This is a genomic window from Streptomyces sp. BB1-1-1, from assembly GCF_031597775.1.
GTDB lineage: Bacteria > Actinomycetota > Actinomycetes > Streptomycetales > Streptomycetaceae > Streptomyces > Streptomyces thinghirensis.
Window position 1 is genome coordinate 423,795 of sequence record NZ_CP134205.1, and the last position, 16,418, is coordinate 440,212.

Sequence of the window (16,418 nt, forward strand, 5' to 3'; positions counted from 1 at the left end):
CCGCGCAAAGGAGTCCCACAGATGCGTCCCGTTCGCCTGGAGCTCAACGGCTTCGCCGGCTTCCGCGCACCCACCGTGGTCGACTTCACCGACACCGACTACTTCGCCCTCGTGGGCCCCACCGGTTCAGGCAAGTCCACCATCCTCGACGCGCTGACCTTCGCCCTGTACGGCTCGGCGTACCGGTGGGGACGCAGCAACGCCATCGCCTACGCGCTCGCCCCCACGAGCAACCGGTGCACGGTCTCGCTCACCTTCGACGTCGGCTCGCAGCGCTACCGGGTCGCCCGCGAGGTCCGCCGCAGCGGCCAGACCATCCAGCAGAAGTCCGTCAGCCTGGTGCAGTTCACCGACCCCACCGTCACCGCGGTCGAGGCAGACGGGCCGCAGCCCGAAGTACTGGCCGGGGAGATCAAGGAACTCAACCCCGCCATCGAGCAGTTGCTCGGCCTGTCCTTCGACGACTTCTGCCAGTGCGTCGTCCTGCCCCAGGGCGACTTCGCCCGCTTCCTGTCCGCCAATGCCAGCGCACGGCAGCAGATCCTCCTCAAACTCCTCGGCGCCGCCCAGTACGAAGGCATCGGCAAGCGCGCCGGCGCCCAGGCCGACCAAGCAGCCAACGAAGCTGAGGTCCTCAACAACCAGCTGAGCCGGCACGCCGACGCTACCCCCGAAGCCGAGGCCGCCGCACAGGCGCGTGTCGAGGCCCTTGAACAGCTGGCCGTCACCGTCGACCAACTCGTGCCCCAGATCACCGCAGCACACACCCGCGCGCACGAGGCCGCCGCCCGAGCCGACACGCTGCGCGACGAGGCCACTCTGCTGACCTCCATCCGCACCCCCGACGGCATCGAAGAGCTGCAACGTCAGGCCACCCAGGCACATGCAGCGGCCCGGCAGGCCCGTGACGCCGCCGACGCGGCCGCCCAGACCCTCTCCGACGCCACCAAAGAGGCCCAGTCCGGGCCCCAGCGCACCGACCTGACCCCCGCCCGCGACCGGTACGCCGAGAGGGCAGCCCTGGCGGGGCGCCGCGACGGCGTCATCGCCGATGCGGAGCGCGCCCAGGGGGAGGTGACGCAGCGCGAAGAGCAGCTGAAGGCGTCGAAGGACGCCGTCGACGAGGCACGCCGCGTCGCCGAGGAGACCCGTGAGCGTCGCGACCACGCTCGACAGACGCACGAAAAGCTGCAGCGTCGCCACCAACTGCTGGTGGCCGTCCGCACCCCGGACGGCGTCACCGACTTGACCAGCCGCTCGGCCGCTCATGCCGACGAAGTCGAAGCCGCCGCCGGGCAGCTGGCCGCGGCCCGGGCCCGGCACGAGCAGGCTGCCCGTGCGCTGGCCGCCGCCGGCGATGGCAGCCGTCTCACGGACGCGCACCAGACGCTCGACCAACTCATCGACGTCATCGGCATGCTCACCGACGCCACCGGCGAACTGGACGCCTGTGCCGAGGCGACCAGCCGGACCGCGGAGGCGGTGGCCGGCGCGCAGGCGCGCCTGAACGCGGCCACGTCCGCGCTCGAGCAGGCCCAAGCCCTCGCTGGTGCCGCCCAGCTGCGACCCCAGCTTCAGGTGGGCCATGACTGCCCGGTCTGCGAGCAGAACGTCACCACCCTCCCGCCGCCGCTGTCCGACCCCGCGCTTCACGCAGCCGAGGAGGCGCGGGCCGCGGCCGCAGAAGAACACCGTGACCTGCTGGCCCAACACGAGGAAGCCAAAACGAAGGCTGCCGACAAACAGCGGACCGTCGACCAACTCACCACCCAGCGCTCCCTGCTCGACACGAGGCTGGCCACGCTGCTGCCCGGTCGCCCCGCCGGTGCCGACCGTGACTGCACCGCCGACCGCGGCCAACTCGACGAACTCACTGCATCCCGCGACCAGTTGACCGCTGATGAGCAGCAGGCCCGCGACGCGCTGCAGACGGCCCAAACCGCGCAGGATTCCGCCACGTCGGCGGCGACCGCGCTGCAGCGAGAACTCGACCGGGCCCGCAACGCCCTGCACTCGACACTGGGCACGGTGGCCGCCCTCGATCCGCCAGCAGCCGACACCGACGACCTGACCGCTGACTGGGCTGGCCTGGAGGCCTGGGCCCGCACCCAGACCGCCACCACAGAACGCGATCTTGAAGCCGCCGCAGCCAAAACCACCGAAGCCGAAAAGGCCCACTCGGACGCGACCATTGCGCGGGAGGCAGCCGACCGGGCGCAGTCCGACGCCCAAAGCGCTCTCACCGCAGCCGTTCGGAACGCCGTAACCGCCAACCTTGAAAAGACGAAGCTGACCGACCGCCTGAGCGAACTCGATAAGTTTCTGGACCAGGCGCCTGCGGAAGACGAACTGCCGGCCCTGTTCGAGGAATGCGCCCGCCTCGAGGCGGCCGTGACGACAGCCGCCGCTGATGCCGGCCACACACGAGAGACAGCCAAGGCAGCGGCGGCCGAACAGGAGCAGTGGCAAGAGCGCACCGCGAAAGCCCGGTCCGTGTTGACCACCAGCCGTGATGCGGTGGCGGCGCTGAATCCACCGAGTCTCGATACCGACGACCTCGCCGTCGCCTGGTCCACCCTGACCGGCTGGGCCAGCCGGTCGGTCAGCGACCGTCAGGCCGCCACCGTGTGTGCAGAATCCGACGCCCAGACCGCCCAGGCCGAAGCCGACCAGTTCCTGGCCCGCCTGGAGACACTCCTGCGCGACAACGACCTGGATCCCCACGGCCTCGGCGACGCCCCAGCGCGTGCCGCACAGGCCCCGCGGATAGTCGCGGTCACCGCCGAACGCGCCCGCAGCCAGGTCGAAACGATCCAACGCAGCCGTGCCGACGCTGCCTCGATACGAGACAAGATCGACGACGCCCGCACCCGGCAACAGGTGGCCGCCGAGCTCGCCCGGCTGATGCGGTCCAACAAGTTCCCCCAGTGGCTCGCCAACTCAGCCCTCGACACCCTGGTCGCCGGCGCCTCCAAGTCGCTGCGCCAACTGTCAGGCGACCGCTTCGACTTCAGCCACCAAAAGGGCGAGTTCTACGTCATCGACCACTTCGACGCCGACTCGCCGCGCTCGGTGCGCACCCTTTCCGGCGGCGAAACCTTCCAGGCCAGCCTGGCCCTCGCACTGGCCCTCTCCGACCAACTGGCCGGACTGGGTGGCGCCACGAAACTAGAATCAATCTTCCTCGACGAAGGGTTCGGCACCCTCGACACCGATTCGCTCCAGACCGTCGCCGACACCCTGGAAAACCTTGCCCAGGGAGAGCGGATGGTTGGAGTGATCACCCACGTCACTGCACTCGCCGAACAGATCCCCGTCCAGTTCCACGTCCAGCGTGACACCCGCACCTCCACCGTCACCCGGCAGGGCACATGACCAGCGCAGCACAGGCCTCCCGCCTGCGGTTCCACGTCGACGGCTGGGACCCCACCTACGGCTCCAGCGTCGAGAACGCCGAGAACGGCATCGAAGACTCGACAGCCAAGGTCACCCCCCACATCGAACTCGCCCCAGCCGACTGGAAGCCCATCTCGCCCTCACAAGTATCCGCCCCAGGCGCAGTCCTTTTCATCGACGGCGTCCGCCGCGTCGAAGCCCGTATCTGGATCGAGCAGCCCCCATCCGCCGAACCGGCCACAAGCACCAGCAACACAGCCCGGCACGCCCTGATGGCGCTATGCGCCTCCTACGCAGCGGGCACTGTCTGCTGCTGCCCCGGCCACGGCGCCCATCTGCTGACCATCGACTACCGACGTGGTCTGTTCACCACCGCCACCAACGCCGCCGACGTGCCCACCGCAGCCGGAACCTACAAGGCCCACATCACCCCCGACGACCAGGACCAGAACCTCGCCGTGCTGCTCTCGACGGCGCTGCAACGCCAACTCGCCGATCTCGAGGTCCTCGTCGCCACCCATGCCCGCACCGCCCTGTCCGACCATGGCGTCCCCGAAGGCTCGGACCTACTGGTCGTGGACGGCCCGCTGCGCGGCCGCACCCACCTGCCGCGCGCACTGGGATTCATCAAGTCCCACCGCACCGCCTACCTGCCGCCCGACCTCCACGCCATGATCTCCACCCTGGCCCCCGGCGAGCGCAGCCCGGTGTTCCTGATGGGCACTTCCTGGGACCGCCACGCCTGGTACCTCCGGCTGCCGTGCACACCCGGTGCCCCGTGGGCCGGGGTAGTGCGGCTGGAATGCGCCGCCGACATCTCTGCGACCGAGGCGATCGAAATGGCAAACCTCTCCCAGGTCATCCTGCCGCGATACGCCAGCATCGAGTACAAAGACACCCGGGCCCCGCAGAACCTAGTGCCAGTCGCCGGACTGGAGAGAGAACTACGCCGCCACCTGGGCAACCCCGTCCTACTCAGCCGCGCCCTCCGCATAGCATCGGCAGGCTGAGCCGCAGACGCCCGCCAGCTCCACGTCCGCAAAACCACCAGCCCGCCCACACTGTCGAAAAGATCTTCCTGCAACGCCCCCAATGACCGCCTCACCAGTTTCATCTCCCGGAGCGGCGTCCCACATGGCCACAGCACCCATCGAACTACGCCCCCACCAAAGGGAAGCCGTCTCCGCGACCACCCGCATCCTCGGCGAGCACCCCCGCGCGAGCGTGATCGCTGCATGCGGCACCGGCAAGACCCTCATCGCCGCCCGCACGACCGCCCGCATCGCCCGGCGCGGCCGTGCTCTGGTGCTGCTGCCGACGCTGGACCTGCTGTCGCAGACAATCCGCTCCTGGCACATGGCCGGCCGCAAGGGCACCACCGTGGCGGTGTGCTCGGCCCGCCAGGCCCTCGACCACGAGCCGCTCGGCGCCGACATCCCCCTCACCACGGACCCCGCCGAACTCACCACCCTCATCGCCGCACCCCGCCCGGGGCCGATCACCGCATACGCCACCTACGCTTCCTTGCCCGCCGTGATCGCCGCCCACCGCGACCACCACCTGCCCCCCTGGGACCTAGTAGTCGTCGACGAAGCCCACCGCACCGCCGGCCGCCTCGGCAAGGCCTGGGCCGCCGTCCACCACGACGACCAGATCCCCGCCGCCCGCCGCCTCTACCTGACCGCCACCCCCCGCATCTGGGACCCCGCAGAAAACCCAGACGACGACACTGACGCAGTGGCGTCTATGGACGACGAGACCCTCTTCGGCCCCGTCGCCTACCGGCTGACCCTCTCCGACGCCATCGACCTCGGTCTGCTCGCCGACTACCAAATCCTCGTCCCCGTGGTCACCGACGAAGACCTCCGCGACTGGCTGGCCACCGGACCCGGCGCTGGCGTCGACGGACTACGCCTGGCAGGCCGCCAGGTCGCCGCTCTGCGCGCCATCCACGACCACCAGCTGCGCCGCATCCTGACCTTCCACCACCGCGTCGCCGACGCCCGCGCCTTCGCCACCACACTGGCCGACACAGCCGCCACTCTCTCCGCCGACCTGCGTCCGCAAGGACTATGGGCGGACTGGGTCAGCGGCAGCCATTCCCCTCAAGTCCGCCGCCGCCTCCTGCTCGAGTTCGCCGCCCACACTGGCCCCCACGCCCCCTCCGTGCTGTCCAACGCCCGTGTCCTGGGGGAGGGCATCGACGTGCCCGCCATCGACGCCGTCGTCTTCGCCGAGCCCAAAAACAGCCCCGTCGACACCGTCCAGGCCGTTGGCCGCGCCCTGCGCCAGCAACCCGGCGCCCGCAAGAAGGCCACCCTCGTGGTCCCCGTCTACCTCACCCCCGGCGAAGACCCCGACGACCTCCTCGGCGCCGACGCCTACACCCCGCTGTGGCATACCATCCAGGCCCTGCGCGCCCACGACGACCGCCTCGAAGCGCGCCTGGCCGACCCCCGCACCCACCGGCCCACCATGCCCCCGCACGACCCCGACGCCTGGCTGCACTTCGACCGCCCCACCCAGGCCGAGGAAGTCGCCCTCGCCCTCTCCCTACGGGTTCTGGCCCCCAAGAGCGCCGAATGGCGCCGCGGCCTCACCGCGGCACGTCGCTACCACCGCACCCACCACCACCTCGACGTCCCCCAGAACTACGAAGACTCCACGGGGTACGCCCTGGGCCGCTGGCTCACCTGGCAACGCCACCTCCACACCGCCGGCAGCCTCGATGCGGCTCGCACCCAGGCACTCGAACGCCTCGGCATCATCTGGGACCCCCGCCAACAGGCCTTCGACCGGGGCCTTGCCCACGCCACCGCATACGCTGCCCACCACGGCCACCTCGCGGTTCCAATCGACCATGTCCACGACGACTTCCCCCTCGGCCGCTGGCTGGCCACGCAACGCACCCGCGCCGACCACCTCAGCGACGAACGCACCGCCGCCCTCACCTCCCTGGACCAGTGGTGGAACCCGCCCTGGCCGATCACCTGGCAACGCGCCTATCACGCCGCCCGCCAGCAAGCGGAAAGGGAAACGACCGCCTCATCGGTACAAGAGTGGCTCACGGCCCAGCAGGCTCGGGCCGACGTCCTGCACCCCGAGCAGTGCCGCCTCCTCAAGGGCCTGGGACTCGACCTGCCGGATGCGCCCGTTCCTTACAGTGAGGACAGCCAGTTGTCGGCACGTGAGCGCGCGTTCCAGCGCGGACTGGCTGCCGCACGAGCTTTCCGTGAGCGGGAGGGCCATCTCAACGTTCCCCAGCGGCACATCGAAGAGATCGAAGGCGACCACGTACGCCTGGGACAGTGGCTGAGCAACCTGCGCCGCCGCCGCTCCAGCCTCAGCCCGCAGCGGCAGGCTGCCTTGGCAGAGCTGGGTGTGTAACCGTCGTCGCTCTCGTGGCCGGGGCGGCGTCCATCGCATGGCTCTCCTCAAGCAGCATGCGGACCTGAAGAATGAGTTCTACGAGCATGTCCGCGTCGAGACCCAGCAGGTCCCGGAGACTGAATAGCGGCTACGGGAGACCGTCACCAGGCTCAGGAAAGGCCTGGCCAACAAGGAGGCGGAGCTCGACGAGCTCCGCCATGGTGACCAACCTGGCGCTCGCCAGCGCCGTCCTCATTCATGAGCAGGGCCCACTGCCGCCTTCGGCCCCTGGCACCCCGGACAACGTCATCTCGCTTCCTGCTGGCCCGGGGAGAGTCGAACAAGCGGCTGAGCACAGATATCCGTACGGGGTGGTGCATGACAGAGTCGTCCGCGACTGAGGACGTTCAGTGGTACGTCTCCTCTTTTCGAGGAGGGGAGACGTCCGCGGTCAGGCGGCGGACTGCAGGACGGTGTGGTCGGCAGCGAGCGCTCGGAGGCGGGCGGCCACGGTCTGCGGGCTGAGTGCCGAGAGGACCCACAGGGCACTGAGGCGGCAGCCGGAGGACCAGATAGGGGCTGTCGGTGGCCGGAACGGTGTCACGGTGATGGCCTGGGCCGCGAACGGAGCCTCATCGAGATAGGCCATGTCGCCGATCCCGCACAGATACGCGCGGGCGCTCGTCTGGAGCGGCTCGTGCCGCGCCCCCATTTTCCCCGCCATCACAGCTTCTTACGGAAATGGCTCGAACCGTCACTGTCTGCCCGTGAGGTCGGCCACCCTGCACGAGACATTCCTGTTCGCCTCGCGGAGCCCGCGCCCGGCCTGAATGCCCTCGTGAGCGCCTTGTACGGAGGTCAACTGCCGGTGCGCCCGCCGACCGGATGTGCGTACACGGCCCGGCAGCTGCAGGTGCGGGCCGCCGGGGAGGAGCACGCCTCGTCTGTCCTGAACTCACCTCAGAATCAGTGCTGTTGAGGGCGTCCCGTTGATCGACTGTCAGTGGCCGCCGCCAGCATGGGGGTGCTGCGGGAAAAACCACGACCACCTTGGGGGAACCACATGCCATTTGTCCGGCCGTACGTGCGCTCTGACGGAACGCCGGTACGCGGACACTCCCGATGGGCGCCGGGCGCCCGCCGGGAGATGACCATCTTCGCTGTCTTCGGCCTGGCCGTACTGGGACTCGGCAACACCTCGACCGCGAACGGAACAGACAGCGGATCGCCCACGCCGTCGGCGATCTACCCGGTCCGCTTCGACGACGTCACCGCCGACGCCTCACGGGCAGCTGTTCCACGTCCGACGGTGTCGTACCCGATCAAGTTCGACACCCCTGAGCCGCGGAAGGCGGCGCCTACACCCAGCGTGTCGTACCCGATCGACCTCTCTGCCCTGGGAGGTGGGCGATGACCCGGCGTCCACCGGCCAGGCGACAGGCGACCCCGCGGCCCGGCCGCCGACGCAGCCAGCAGGACCTACCCGTCACCGTCCTGGCCGTGGTCGCGATCGCAGCGGCCGGCCTGGTGGTGATGGTCGTCAACTGGCTGCTCGCGCACTGGTGGCTGCTGCTCATCGTCGCCGTCGTCGCCGTTCTGGGCGGCATCGGGTGGTGGCAGGAGCGGACCCAGCGCGTGCAGTGGGCGCGTGCCAGAGCGCGGGCCCTGCGCTACGGGCTGGCCCAGCTGGACGCGCTGGGCCACCGCCAGTTCGAATACGCCATCCGCGACCTGATGAACCGGGACGGCTGCACCGACGCCGTCCAGGTCGGCGGGCAGGGCGATCTGGGAGCAGATGTGAAGGCGACCGACCCGCAGGGCCGGCGCTGGGTGATCCAGTGCAAGCATCGCCGACACGGTGAGCGAGGCGCCGCTGTGGGCACCCCGGAGCTGCAGGTCCTCAACGGAACGGGACGCCCGGTCCACAAGGCGGATGTCGTGGTGATGGTGACGAACGGCAGGATCACCCAACCCGGCCGCGTCTTTGCCCGGCAGCAGCGGCTGCACCTCGTCGACCGCCAGCTGCTCGGTTCCTGGGCTGCCGGTTCGCGGCCGTTGTGGGAGCTGCTGCCCGTGCTTCCCCCACCCCGTAAACCCGCACAGCTCTCCTGAACCTCATCTGTCCCTGCCGTCGGCCATCCCCGCAGCCAGAATCCGCGAGAACAGCAACTCTGCCCAACTGGCGTAACCCAAAACGCAGTTACGGGCCCGGTCGCGGTGTTGTGTGCACGCTTTGGTCCACGTCAGCTGGTGAGAGCCTGCCCGTGGGCGTCGATAGGTGGGGGAAGCGTCCGTAGCCGTTCGGCCAGGGCGCTCGCGTCTGCGCCGGTATGGCTGGTGAGCATGCCGGTCAGGCGGGAGAGCCGGGCGCGGGCGGTGGAGCGGAGCCGGGCGGCGGGGACGCGGTCGAGGACGTCGTGCGCCCGCTGGGCCGCGTCCCGGGCAGTGCCGGAAGTCTCGGCCTGGGCCAGGACGAGGGAAGCTGCGGCCCAGCCGGGGGTGCCGCTCGGGCATGCGGCGAGCGAGGATTCCGCACAGGCGCGGGCGTCGTTGGGCCGGCCGAGCGCCAGGTAGGCCTCTGCCTGGTGCAGGGCGAGTTCGGCAGCGTCGAAGCCGAACCGGCCCGGCGCCTCGGGCTCGTCAGCGGTGTCGAGTTCGTTCATTGCCGTGGCGAGGGCGTGGTCGGCGTCGTCACCGCGGCCGGCGGCTGCGAAGGCGGGCAGCAGCGCCCACGCATGCAGCTGCGCCCGGACGCGCCCGGGTGCAGCAGCGGCGGCTCCGCGTTCGGCGTGCTCGACGGCTGCCTCCACGCGCCCAGAAGTACGGGTGACCATGCTCTGTGCGCCCCACGCCCATGCCTCAAGCCTGCGGTCGCCCGTCCGCGCCCCGTGCGCTGCGGCGGTGTCGAGGTGGACGCGGGCGCCGCTGACGTCGTCCAGGTGGTAGGCGAGGTTGCCCAGGAGGGCGGATAGCCATCCCACTTGCCGCCGCACGTCCTCGGTGGCCGGACCGGATTTCAGCGCGGGTGTCAGGAGCTTGCGGACGTCGCGGACCTGCTCGAACAGCACGTGCGGGGGATGCTTGCTGTAGTTCAGCGCGTAGTGCTCGACGGCCGCTTCGGCCAGATCGACGACAAGCGGACTGCCTTCGGGGCTGGCCAGGAGAGCCAGGTGCAGGCTCTCGCGTACCGCTGGCAGTCCCGCGTCCGTGGTCATCCGCATCGGCTCCTGTTCGTGCGGGCCGTGCCCGTCGTCGGCGGCGGTGTGAACTCGACCGTACCGGAACATGCCCGGCCCGGATGCCCACCCGTAGCGGTCCAGCCCAAGTTGCTCAGGACGGGCGCCGTAGGCACGGCACAGCATCACGGTGTACTCGTCGTCCGGCCACCGGCCCGCGTCGTGCTCCCAGCGGCACAGCATCGCGTCCGTCAGGCCGCGTGGCCGAAGCCCTGCGTCGACGTAGAGCGCGGCGACCTGCTCGATAGCGTCCGCGCGTGACCAGCCCAGCGCCAGACGCCAGGCTTCCAAAGCGGTGACCTCCACCAGCGCGGTGCGGATCTCGGTGACGGTCCGCTCGACAGTGTGATGCTCGCGCTGGCAGCGCATCCTGATGCGCTGCGCGGCACGCTGGATGGCGGCTCGGCGGGCGCGGGTGACGGTGGCCATGCGATCCCCCCGGGGCGGGCACGGACGAGTGGGCCATGCCGTGCTCACGGTATCCGCTCGGCTGCGCTCCGGGCACATGGCGAACATTGTCCGTAACGGGCAATACCCGGCTCGCAGTTGAGCAATGACGGGCCGTCAGCCGACCGGCAAAGGTGGTGGAGCGGCCACTTTCCCAGCCGCTTCCCCGACATCCAGGAGGGCAGCACCATGCCGACGAACACCAGCTCGACCCCCGCCGCAGCGGGGGAGTCCGCCGGTCTGATCCGCGGCCGGCGGGCCATCGCCGCAGCCCGCGGCCGCGGAGCGACCCCGTCCGACGGCGGCGGCACCGGCCGGTCCGACGGCAACGACTGACGGGCCGAGCCGGCGATGACGCGACTGCGCATCGCGGAGCGTCTGGGCCAGGACGACTTCCTGGGCCAGACGCTGCACCGCGACTACCGACACGTTCCCGGCGCCCTATCGAGGGCCGAACTCGGCGCCCTGTTCTCCTTCGATGTCGTCAACGACATCGTGGCCCAGCACCGGCTCCAGCCACCCCGCCTGCGCCTCGCCCGCGACGGCGACATGCTTCCCCCGCACCGGTACACGACGGCCGTCACCACCCGCCGCTCCACGGTGTGGCAGCGCGTACACCCGGCCGAGCTGCACCAGCGGCTCGCCGAGGGCGCCTCCCTCGTCATCGACCAGATTGACCACCTGCACGAACCGATCGGCGACCTCGCCGCCGAACTGGAAGGCTGGCTGCGGGCGCCCGTACAGGTCAACCTCTACGCCTCCTGGACGGCCACGGAAGGGTTCGGCACCCACTGGGACGACCACGACGTCCTTGTGGTGCAAGTAGAGGGCGCCAAGCGGTGGCGCCTGTTCGGGCCCACCCGCCACATGCCGCTGCACCGGGATGTCGCCGACCCCGAGCCACCGCCCGACGATCCGGTCGCCGAACTGGTCATGCGGCCGGGCGACGCGCTGTATCTGCCGCGCGGCTGGTGGCACGCCGTCACCGCAGACCAGGACACGCACTCCCTGCACTTGACGTGCGGCATCACCCCGCCGCACACCGGCAGCCGACTGCTGGACTGGCTCGCCGACGAACTCCTCGCTTCCGAAACCTTCCGCGTTGACCTTCCCCTGCACGCCGGGCAAGCGGCACAGGCCCAGTTCCTTGCCCTGCTCGGCAAGGAGGTCGCCACCGCACTTGAGGACCCGCACCTGCTCGACCGGTACGCCGCGGCCCAGGACGCAGCGGACGTAGGCCGCCTGCGGCCGTCCCTGCCCCACCTGGCCACCGTTCCCGCCGATGCGGGTCTGCGGGTGCGGCTGACGACCGGCCGGGCCCGGGCCACCGCGGTCACCGTGGACGGCGAGGACCTGGTGCGCATCCAGGGCGCCGGTCAGGAGGTCGACGCCGCGGCCGCGGCCGCGCCCCTGTTTCACCGGCTCCTTCAGGCCGGGTGGCACCAGCTCGGCGACCTCGCCGAGGTGGCAGGCGTGCCCGTGTCCGATGCGGCCGCCCTCGTCACCGAGCTGGTCGCGGCGCAGATGGCGACCGTCCATGCCGGGGGAGATTCGTGACTGCCTCCCTGGCGCTGGGCACCTACCGGATTCCCGGTGACGAGCTGGCCACCGCCGCCCGGCGAGCGGCCAGCTGCCCGTCCGGCTGGATCGACACCGCCCCCAACTACTGCCAGGGCCGGGCCCACCGGCTGCTGGCCCCCGTCCTCGCCGACCACCCCCAGCTGCACATCGCAACGAAGGCCGGATTCCTCACCGAGGCGGCCGCGCACGCCGCCTGCACCGCCGGCGTCATCCCCACAGCGAAGGTCCGGCACAGCATGGCTCCCGGCTTCGTCCGCTGGCAGACCGCCCGCAGCCGCACCGAGCTGGGCCGCGACCGGCTGGATGCGGTGTTCCTGCACAACCCCGAGCGCTACCAGGGCGACCGTCACGACCTGGCCGGGGAGCTGCGTGCGGCGTTCGCCGTCCTCGAAGAAGCCGCGTACGCCCAAGAGGTGGCCGCCTACGGCGTGGCCACGTGGAGCGGCTTCGCCCAGGACGCGTTCACCGTGCCGCTGCTGGACCGACTGGCCCGCGAGGCGGCCGGAACCCCTGAACACCACCTGCGTGTCCTTCAGCTGCCCGTCAGCCTGGTCATGGACACCCACCTGGGTGAGGCCCTGGGCGGCCACGGGCCGATCACCCAGGCGGCTGACCGCGGATGGGAGGTCCACGCCTCCGCCCCGCTGCACGGCGGGGAACTCCTCACCCTGGCCACCTCCGAGATCGCTGCCCTCCTCAAAGAGGGCGCCAGCGTGGCCGCCGCGTGCCTGGCGGCCGCCGCCTCATGCCCGGGCGTCGGAAAGGTGCTCCTGGCCACCGGCCGGACGGCACACTGGGATGACGCGCTCGCCGTGGCCGGCGCACCCGTCATCCCTCCCTCCACGCTCAGGATGGTCCTCGATGTACTCGCCGCCCCCCTCTGACGACGACGCCAAGCGCATGCCGGCCGCGTTCGCACACGCGGCCAACGCGCTCGGCGCCGCTGTCCACGGTCCGCAGGTCTGGGGCTGGCACGGCCGCACCCTCAGCCGCCGCGCCGACCATCCCGAGCATGGCGCATGCTGGCTGCGCCTGCTGTCCATGCCCGAACAGAAGGCAGGAGGGAAGCTCTGGGAGGGCACTGAGCGAGCCCACGCCGCCTTCCCCGCCGTCCGTAAACCCGCACTCCACGCACTGCACGACCACACCGACGACGGATACGCCTACCGCGCCGAGCTGACCGCATACGTCGACGAACCCGTACTGTCCCGAGACCCAGTCCTGCGCCACGAACTCGACCTGACCGACGCGTGGTTCACTACGATCCGCAAGACTTTGTCGACCATCGCCACGGTCCTCACCGACCGCACGGCCGTACGACAGGAATGGATCTCCCGCGCCGTCCCCGAGTACACCGGCCAACCGGCACCTCATATCCAGCACTGGGAATGCGCGCACGGCGACTTCCATGCCGCCAACCTCACCCACGGCGCCACCCTGCTCGATTGGGAGGGCTGGGGCCTGGCGCCCCGCGGTTACGACATGGCTATGTTTTACGCCTACGCCCAACTCGCCCCCGGCACGGCCACACGCATTCACCACGAGTGGGTCTCGCCCCTGACCAGCACCGCTGGCCGCGCGGCTCTCCTGGTGGTCTGCGCCGAACTGCTGCAGTCCGCATCCCGTGGCGACCACCCTGACCTGACGCCCAAGCTGCGGGCACTGGTTGAGGGGTGTGCGGCTCCTGCGGCGGGCAGTGGTCGCGTGCGGAGTTAGCCTTCCGGGCAGGTCGTGCGGCGCAGCAGGCTCCGGTGCTTGTGAATGCTTCGCCTCCATGGCGTGGCTTTAGACTGTTCCCTGACAACCTGTCACGGCATATGACGGAAGACGACAAAGCGGAGACTGGGTGCTGACGACGGCTGAGATCGTGCTGGGCCTTTCGCGTCACCTGAGCGCCTACGGGGCCAGCCAGCCGAAAGCGGACCTGGGGCAGCTCGAGTTCGCGGGGAAGATCATCGAGTTGGCTATCCGGGTCCGCGGCAGCGGAGTGAGCTCCCCGGACCGGATTGCTGCGCTCGGGCTGGACGCTGGCATCCCCAAGCGGGAGACGCAAAGAGAGCTCCTGCCGGCACTTGAGACCCTTGGCCTCATCGACCTCGAACGCGACTCCGACCGTGTTGTCCAGGCTGTGTCTGAACGCATCCCACCGCTGCCGGAGCTGTTTGTCCAGGCCGACGCCATCCTGGGGATCGCCATGCCCGAGCCGCTGGAGCGGATGGCCATGGAGGTCCTGCGGCAGACAACGCTTATGCCCATCACTCTCGACACTGCCCTGGAGACGTGCGCCCCGCTGGGCCCCGAGGACCTCGCCCGCCGCGCCATCGAGGACCTGCAGTCCCTGCATCTGTGCGCACTCCAGCGCAGCGCCGACGGGGACGAGGTGCTCTTCAACCCGAATGTATGGGCAGTCGACAAGGACCACTCCCACGCAGCCATCCAGGCGGAGAACGGTGCCGTACGTGCGGCTCTCAGCGGCCTGCTGGAGGAGGTGTCCGCGACCGCCGGGCTCCCGGAGGACGAGGTGACCTCGGCAGACAGGAAGTGGATCGACTTTGCCGTCTCCCAGGGGCTGCTGCTGCGCTCGTTGGTGACCACCGCCTTGGGCCAGGAACGGTCCTTTCTGTTCTCACCCCACATGGGACGCTCCGCCTTCGACGCACCCACCGGGGCAGACCCCTCCGGCAACGTCCGCCAGCTCATCGGCTCCATGATGTTCGCCAACCGCTATGCGAGCAACCAGCTCTTCGCCCCCACCGCCTTCCTGAGGAAACTGATCCGAGAGGGCGAGGCCGGTGACGCGTCCAACATCAGTACCGACTACTCCATGCTTGAGACCGCAGGCATCGTCCGGGTCGAGCCCGCCTACAGCTACTACAAGTTCGTCCTGCTCCAGGCGGACGTCGCCGAACAGGCCGTCACCTACCTGGAGAACACCGGCTCCAGCGGTACGGCATCAGGCGGACTGCGCGGCCAGCGCAGCTACCTCCAGCCCGAGATCGAGAGGGCTCGCCGCCTCGTCCAGCCCTCCAAGGAAGCCATCCCCAGCCCCAGCGCATCACAGGACATCCTCGCCGCGCTCCGACAGGAAATGGGACGACGCCGCTATGACCGGTAAGGCCGGGGCTTTGAAAGGTGACCTCTTGGAACGCCGGTTCGCCCGCGCCGAGTTCGCCGAGGGCTCTCTCGTGCGCGTACGCCACCCCGTCGCCCACCTGGTTGCCGGACGCACCCGCACCGTGACCGACGTCGACGTTCTCTCCATCGACTTCGATGCCCGCCTGCGCCCCCACATCGGCATCAGCGAGTGCAAGTCCACCCGAGGACAAAGCGGCGAGCAGGACCGCCTGCTGTGGCTGCGAGGACTCCAGGAGCTCCTCGCCGCGGACCGCGCCACACTCGTGCGGGAGACCGTCACCGAAGCGGGCCGGGATGTCGCCCGCCGCATTGAGGTCGACCTCATCGGCACGGCCGAGCTGACCCGACGCGAGCAGGTACTGCAGCACCTGCCCGAGCACTTCGGTGTCATCGGCGACACGCCTTTCAAGGAACAGAGCGCCGAGGCGGACCGGCAGCTGAAGAAGATCGGCGACCTCCCGTCCGGTCTCGTCGCCTTCCTCCGCCACGACGCTCTCCTGGCCGCTCCCCACCGCACACTCGGGGCCCTGATCACACTCGATGAGCTCTTGAGGAGCGGCACCGTTCTACCCGCCCCTCTTGCCCCGCTTCTGGCCGGCCACGCCCTCCAGGCCCTCCTCGCGGCAGCCCTGCGCGCCGGGGGCCGGATCGATACCGTCGGGTCCGAGGGCACCAGGCAGGAGATCGAGCAGGGCCTGGGCACAGGAGATCCCCACGACCGCCAGCTTCTGCGCGTGGCGGAGATGGCAGACACGCTTCTGCGTCAGGAGCTGGCTGCGCTTCACCGGGCGTATCGGACGTCCGGAGCTGCTGCGATCGAACGTCCTGTTCCCTCGGTGCGGTCAGCGATCTCCCAGACCCCTGCCTGGCTGGTGACGTTCATGGACCTGTCCGAACGTCTGCGACGCAGAAGTCCCATCGCCCGCCACCTGCCTCAGACCATCGACCTTGCGGTCTTCGATGCTCTGCTCGGCGCAGACGCCTGGCGAGCCCCTGCATTCGATCACCTGTTCTCTCTGGAGCATCGTCAGGCTCTTGCCATCGCCGTGACATGCGTTGAGCGCGCCGCGCCCGCGCTGGCCTCTTACGTGCTCCCCGTGCTGGACCTGCCCTACAACCGGACGGCAACCTCCGCCCTCGGTACCGGTGAGACGAGCAGCACGCCGCACGAGCTGCGCCTCGACGCCGCCGACGAATAGGGAGATGCATCCCGGCCAAGCTCAGCCCTGCCGGGTCCAGGCCGTGCCGCACAGC

At 70.1% G+C, this 16,418-nt stretch carries 13 protein-coding genes; 11 read left to right on the forward strand and 2 right to left on the reverse strand.

Annotation, left to right across the window (positions count from 1 at the left end):
- The first annotated feature begins 21 nt into the window (after positions 1-21).
- The 3 genes from RI578_RS42530 to RI578_RS42540 all read left to right on the forward strand — a co-directional run bounded on the left by RI578_RS42530 (position 22) and on the right by RI578_RS42540 (position 6,783).
- A complete protein-coding gene (locus tag RI578_RS42530; RefSeq protein WP_310869077.1) occupies positions 22-3,375 on the forward strand; it encodes an SMC family ATPase in 3,354 nt (1,117 codons plus the stop codon).
- Complete coding sequence (locus RI578_RS42535) at positions 3,372-4,406, forward strand: hypothetical protein (RefSeq protein WP_310869076.1); 1,035 nt, start codon at positions 3,372-3,374, stop codon at positions 4,404-4,406. The genes RI578_RS42530 and RI578_RS42535 overlap by 4 nt, the downstream gene beginning before the upstream one ends.
- A 124-nt stretch (positions 4,407-4,530) precedes the next feature.
- Entirely contained in the window at positions 4,531-6,783 is a 2,253-nt protein-coding gene (locus RI578_RS42540; RefSeq protein ID WP_310869075.1) for a Helicase associated domain protein, read from the forward strand.
- A gap of 433 nt (positions 6,784-7,216) precedes the next feature.
- Here the strand turns inward: RI578_RS42540 and RI578_RS42550 are convergent, their stop codons facing one another.
- Entirely contained in the window at positions 7,217-7,489 is a 273-nt protein-coding gene (locus RI578_RS42550) for a hypothetical protein (protein WP_310869074.1), read from the reverse strand.
- A 423-nt stretch (positions 7,490-7,912) separates the two neighbouring features.
- Between RI578_RS42550 and RI578_RS42555 the strand changes: the two genes are divergently transcribed.
- The gene (locus RI578_RS42555; protein ID WP_310869073.1) at positions 7,913-8,179 is read left to right on the forward strand and encodes a hypothetical protein; all 267 of its coding nucleotides are present in this window, start codon (positions 7,913-7,915) and stop codon (positions 8,177-8,179) included.
- Positions 8,176-8,877 carry a restriction endonuclease gene (locus RI578_RS42560; protein WP_310869072.1) on the forward strand — a complete coding sequence of 234 codons (702 nt, stop codon included), beginning with the start codon at positions 8,176-8,178 and terminating at the stop codon, positions 8,875-8,877. The genes RI578_RS42555 and RI578_RS42560 overlap by 4 nt, the downstream gene beginning before the upstream one ends.
- Positions 8,878-9,008: 131 nt before the next feature.
- Here RI578_RS42560 and RI578_RS42565 read toward each other — a convergent pair whose 3' ends face one another.
- Positions 9,009-10,430 carry a Twin-arginine translocation pathway signal gene (locus RI578_RS42565; RefSeq protein ID WP_310869071.1) on the reverse strand — a complete coding sequence of 474 codons (1,422 nt, stop codon included), beginning with the start codon at positions 10,428-10,430 and terminating at the stop codon, positions 9,009-9,011.
- A gap of 207 nt (positions 10,431-10,637) precedes the next feature.
- Between RI578_RS42565 and RI578_RS42570 the strand changes: the two genes are divergently transcribed.
- The 6 genes from RI578_RS42570 to RI578_RS42595 all read left to right on the forward strand — a co-directional run bounded on the left by RI578_RS42570 (position 10,638) and on the right by RI578_RS42595 (position 16,363).
- Positions 10,638-10,784: a hypothetical protein gene (locus RI578_RS42570; protein WP_310869070.1), complete on the forward strand. Its 147-nt coding sequence runs from the start codon at positions 10,638-10,640 to the stop codon at positions 10,782-10,784.
- 15 nt (positions 10,785-10,799) lie between these two features.
- Positions 10,800-12,005, forward strand: coding sequence for a JmjC domain-containing protein (locus RI578_RS42575; protein WP_310869069.1), 1,206 nt, complete (start codon positions 10,800-10,802; stop codon positions 12,003-12,005).
- Complete coding sequence (locus RI578_RS42580) at positions 12,002-12,913, forward strand: aldo/keto reductase (protein ID WP_310869068.1); 912 nt, start codon at positions 12,002-12,004, stop codon at positions 12,911-12,913. The genes RI578_RS42575 and RI578_RS42580 overlap by 4 nt, the downstream gene beginning before the upstream one ends.
- The gene (locus RI578_RS42585; protein WP_310869067.1) at positions 12,891-13,745 is read left to right on the forward strand and encodes a hypothetical protein; all 855 of its coding nucleotides are present in this window, start codon (positions 12,891-12,893) and stop codon (positions 13,743-13,745) included. Before RI578_RS42580 ends, RI578_RS42585 begins: the two co-directional genes overlap by 23 nt.
- A gap of 130 nt (positions 13,746-13,875) precedes the next feature.
- Complete coding sequence (locus tag RI578_RS42590; RefSeq protein ID WP_310869066.1) at positions 13,876-15,144, forward strand: hypothetical protein; 1,269 nt, start codon at positions 13,876-13,878, stop codon at positions 15,142-15,144.
- 121 nt (positions 15,145-15,265) lie between these two features.
- Positions 15,266-16,363, forward strand: coding sequence for a hypothetical protein (locus RI578_RS42595; RefSeq protein ID WP_310869065.1), 1,098 nt, complete (start codon positions 15,266-15,268; stop codon positions 16,361-16,363).
- Positions 16,364-16,418 lie beyond the last annotated feature (55 nt).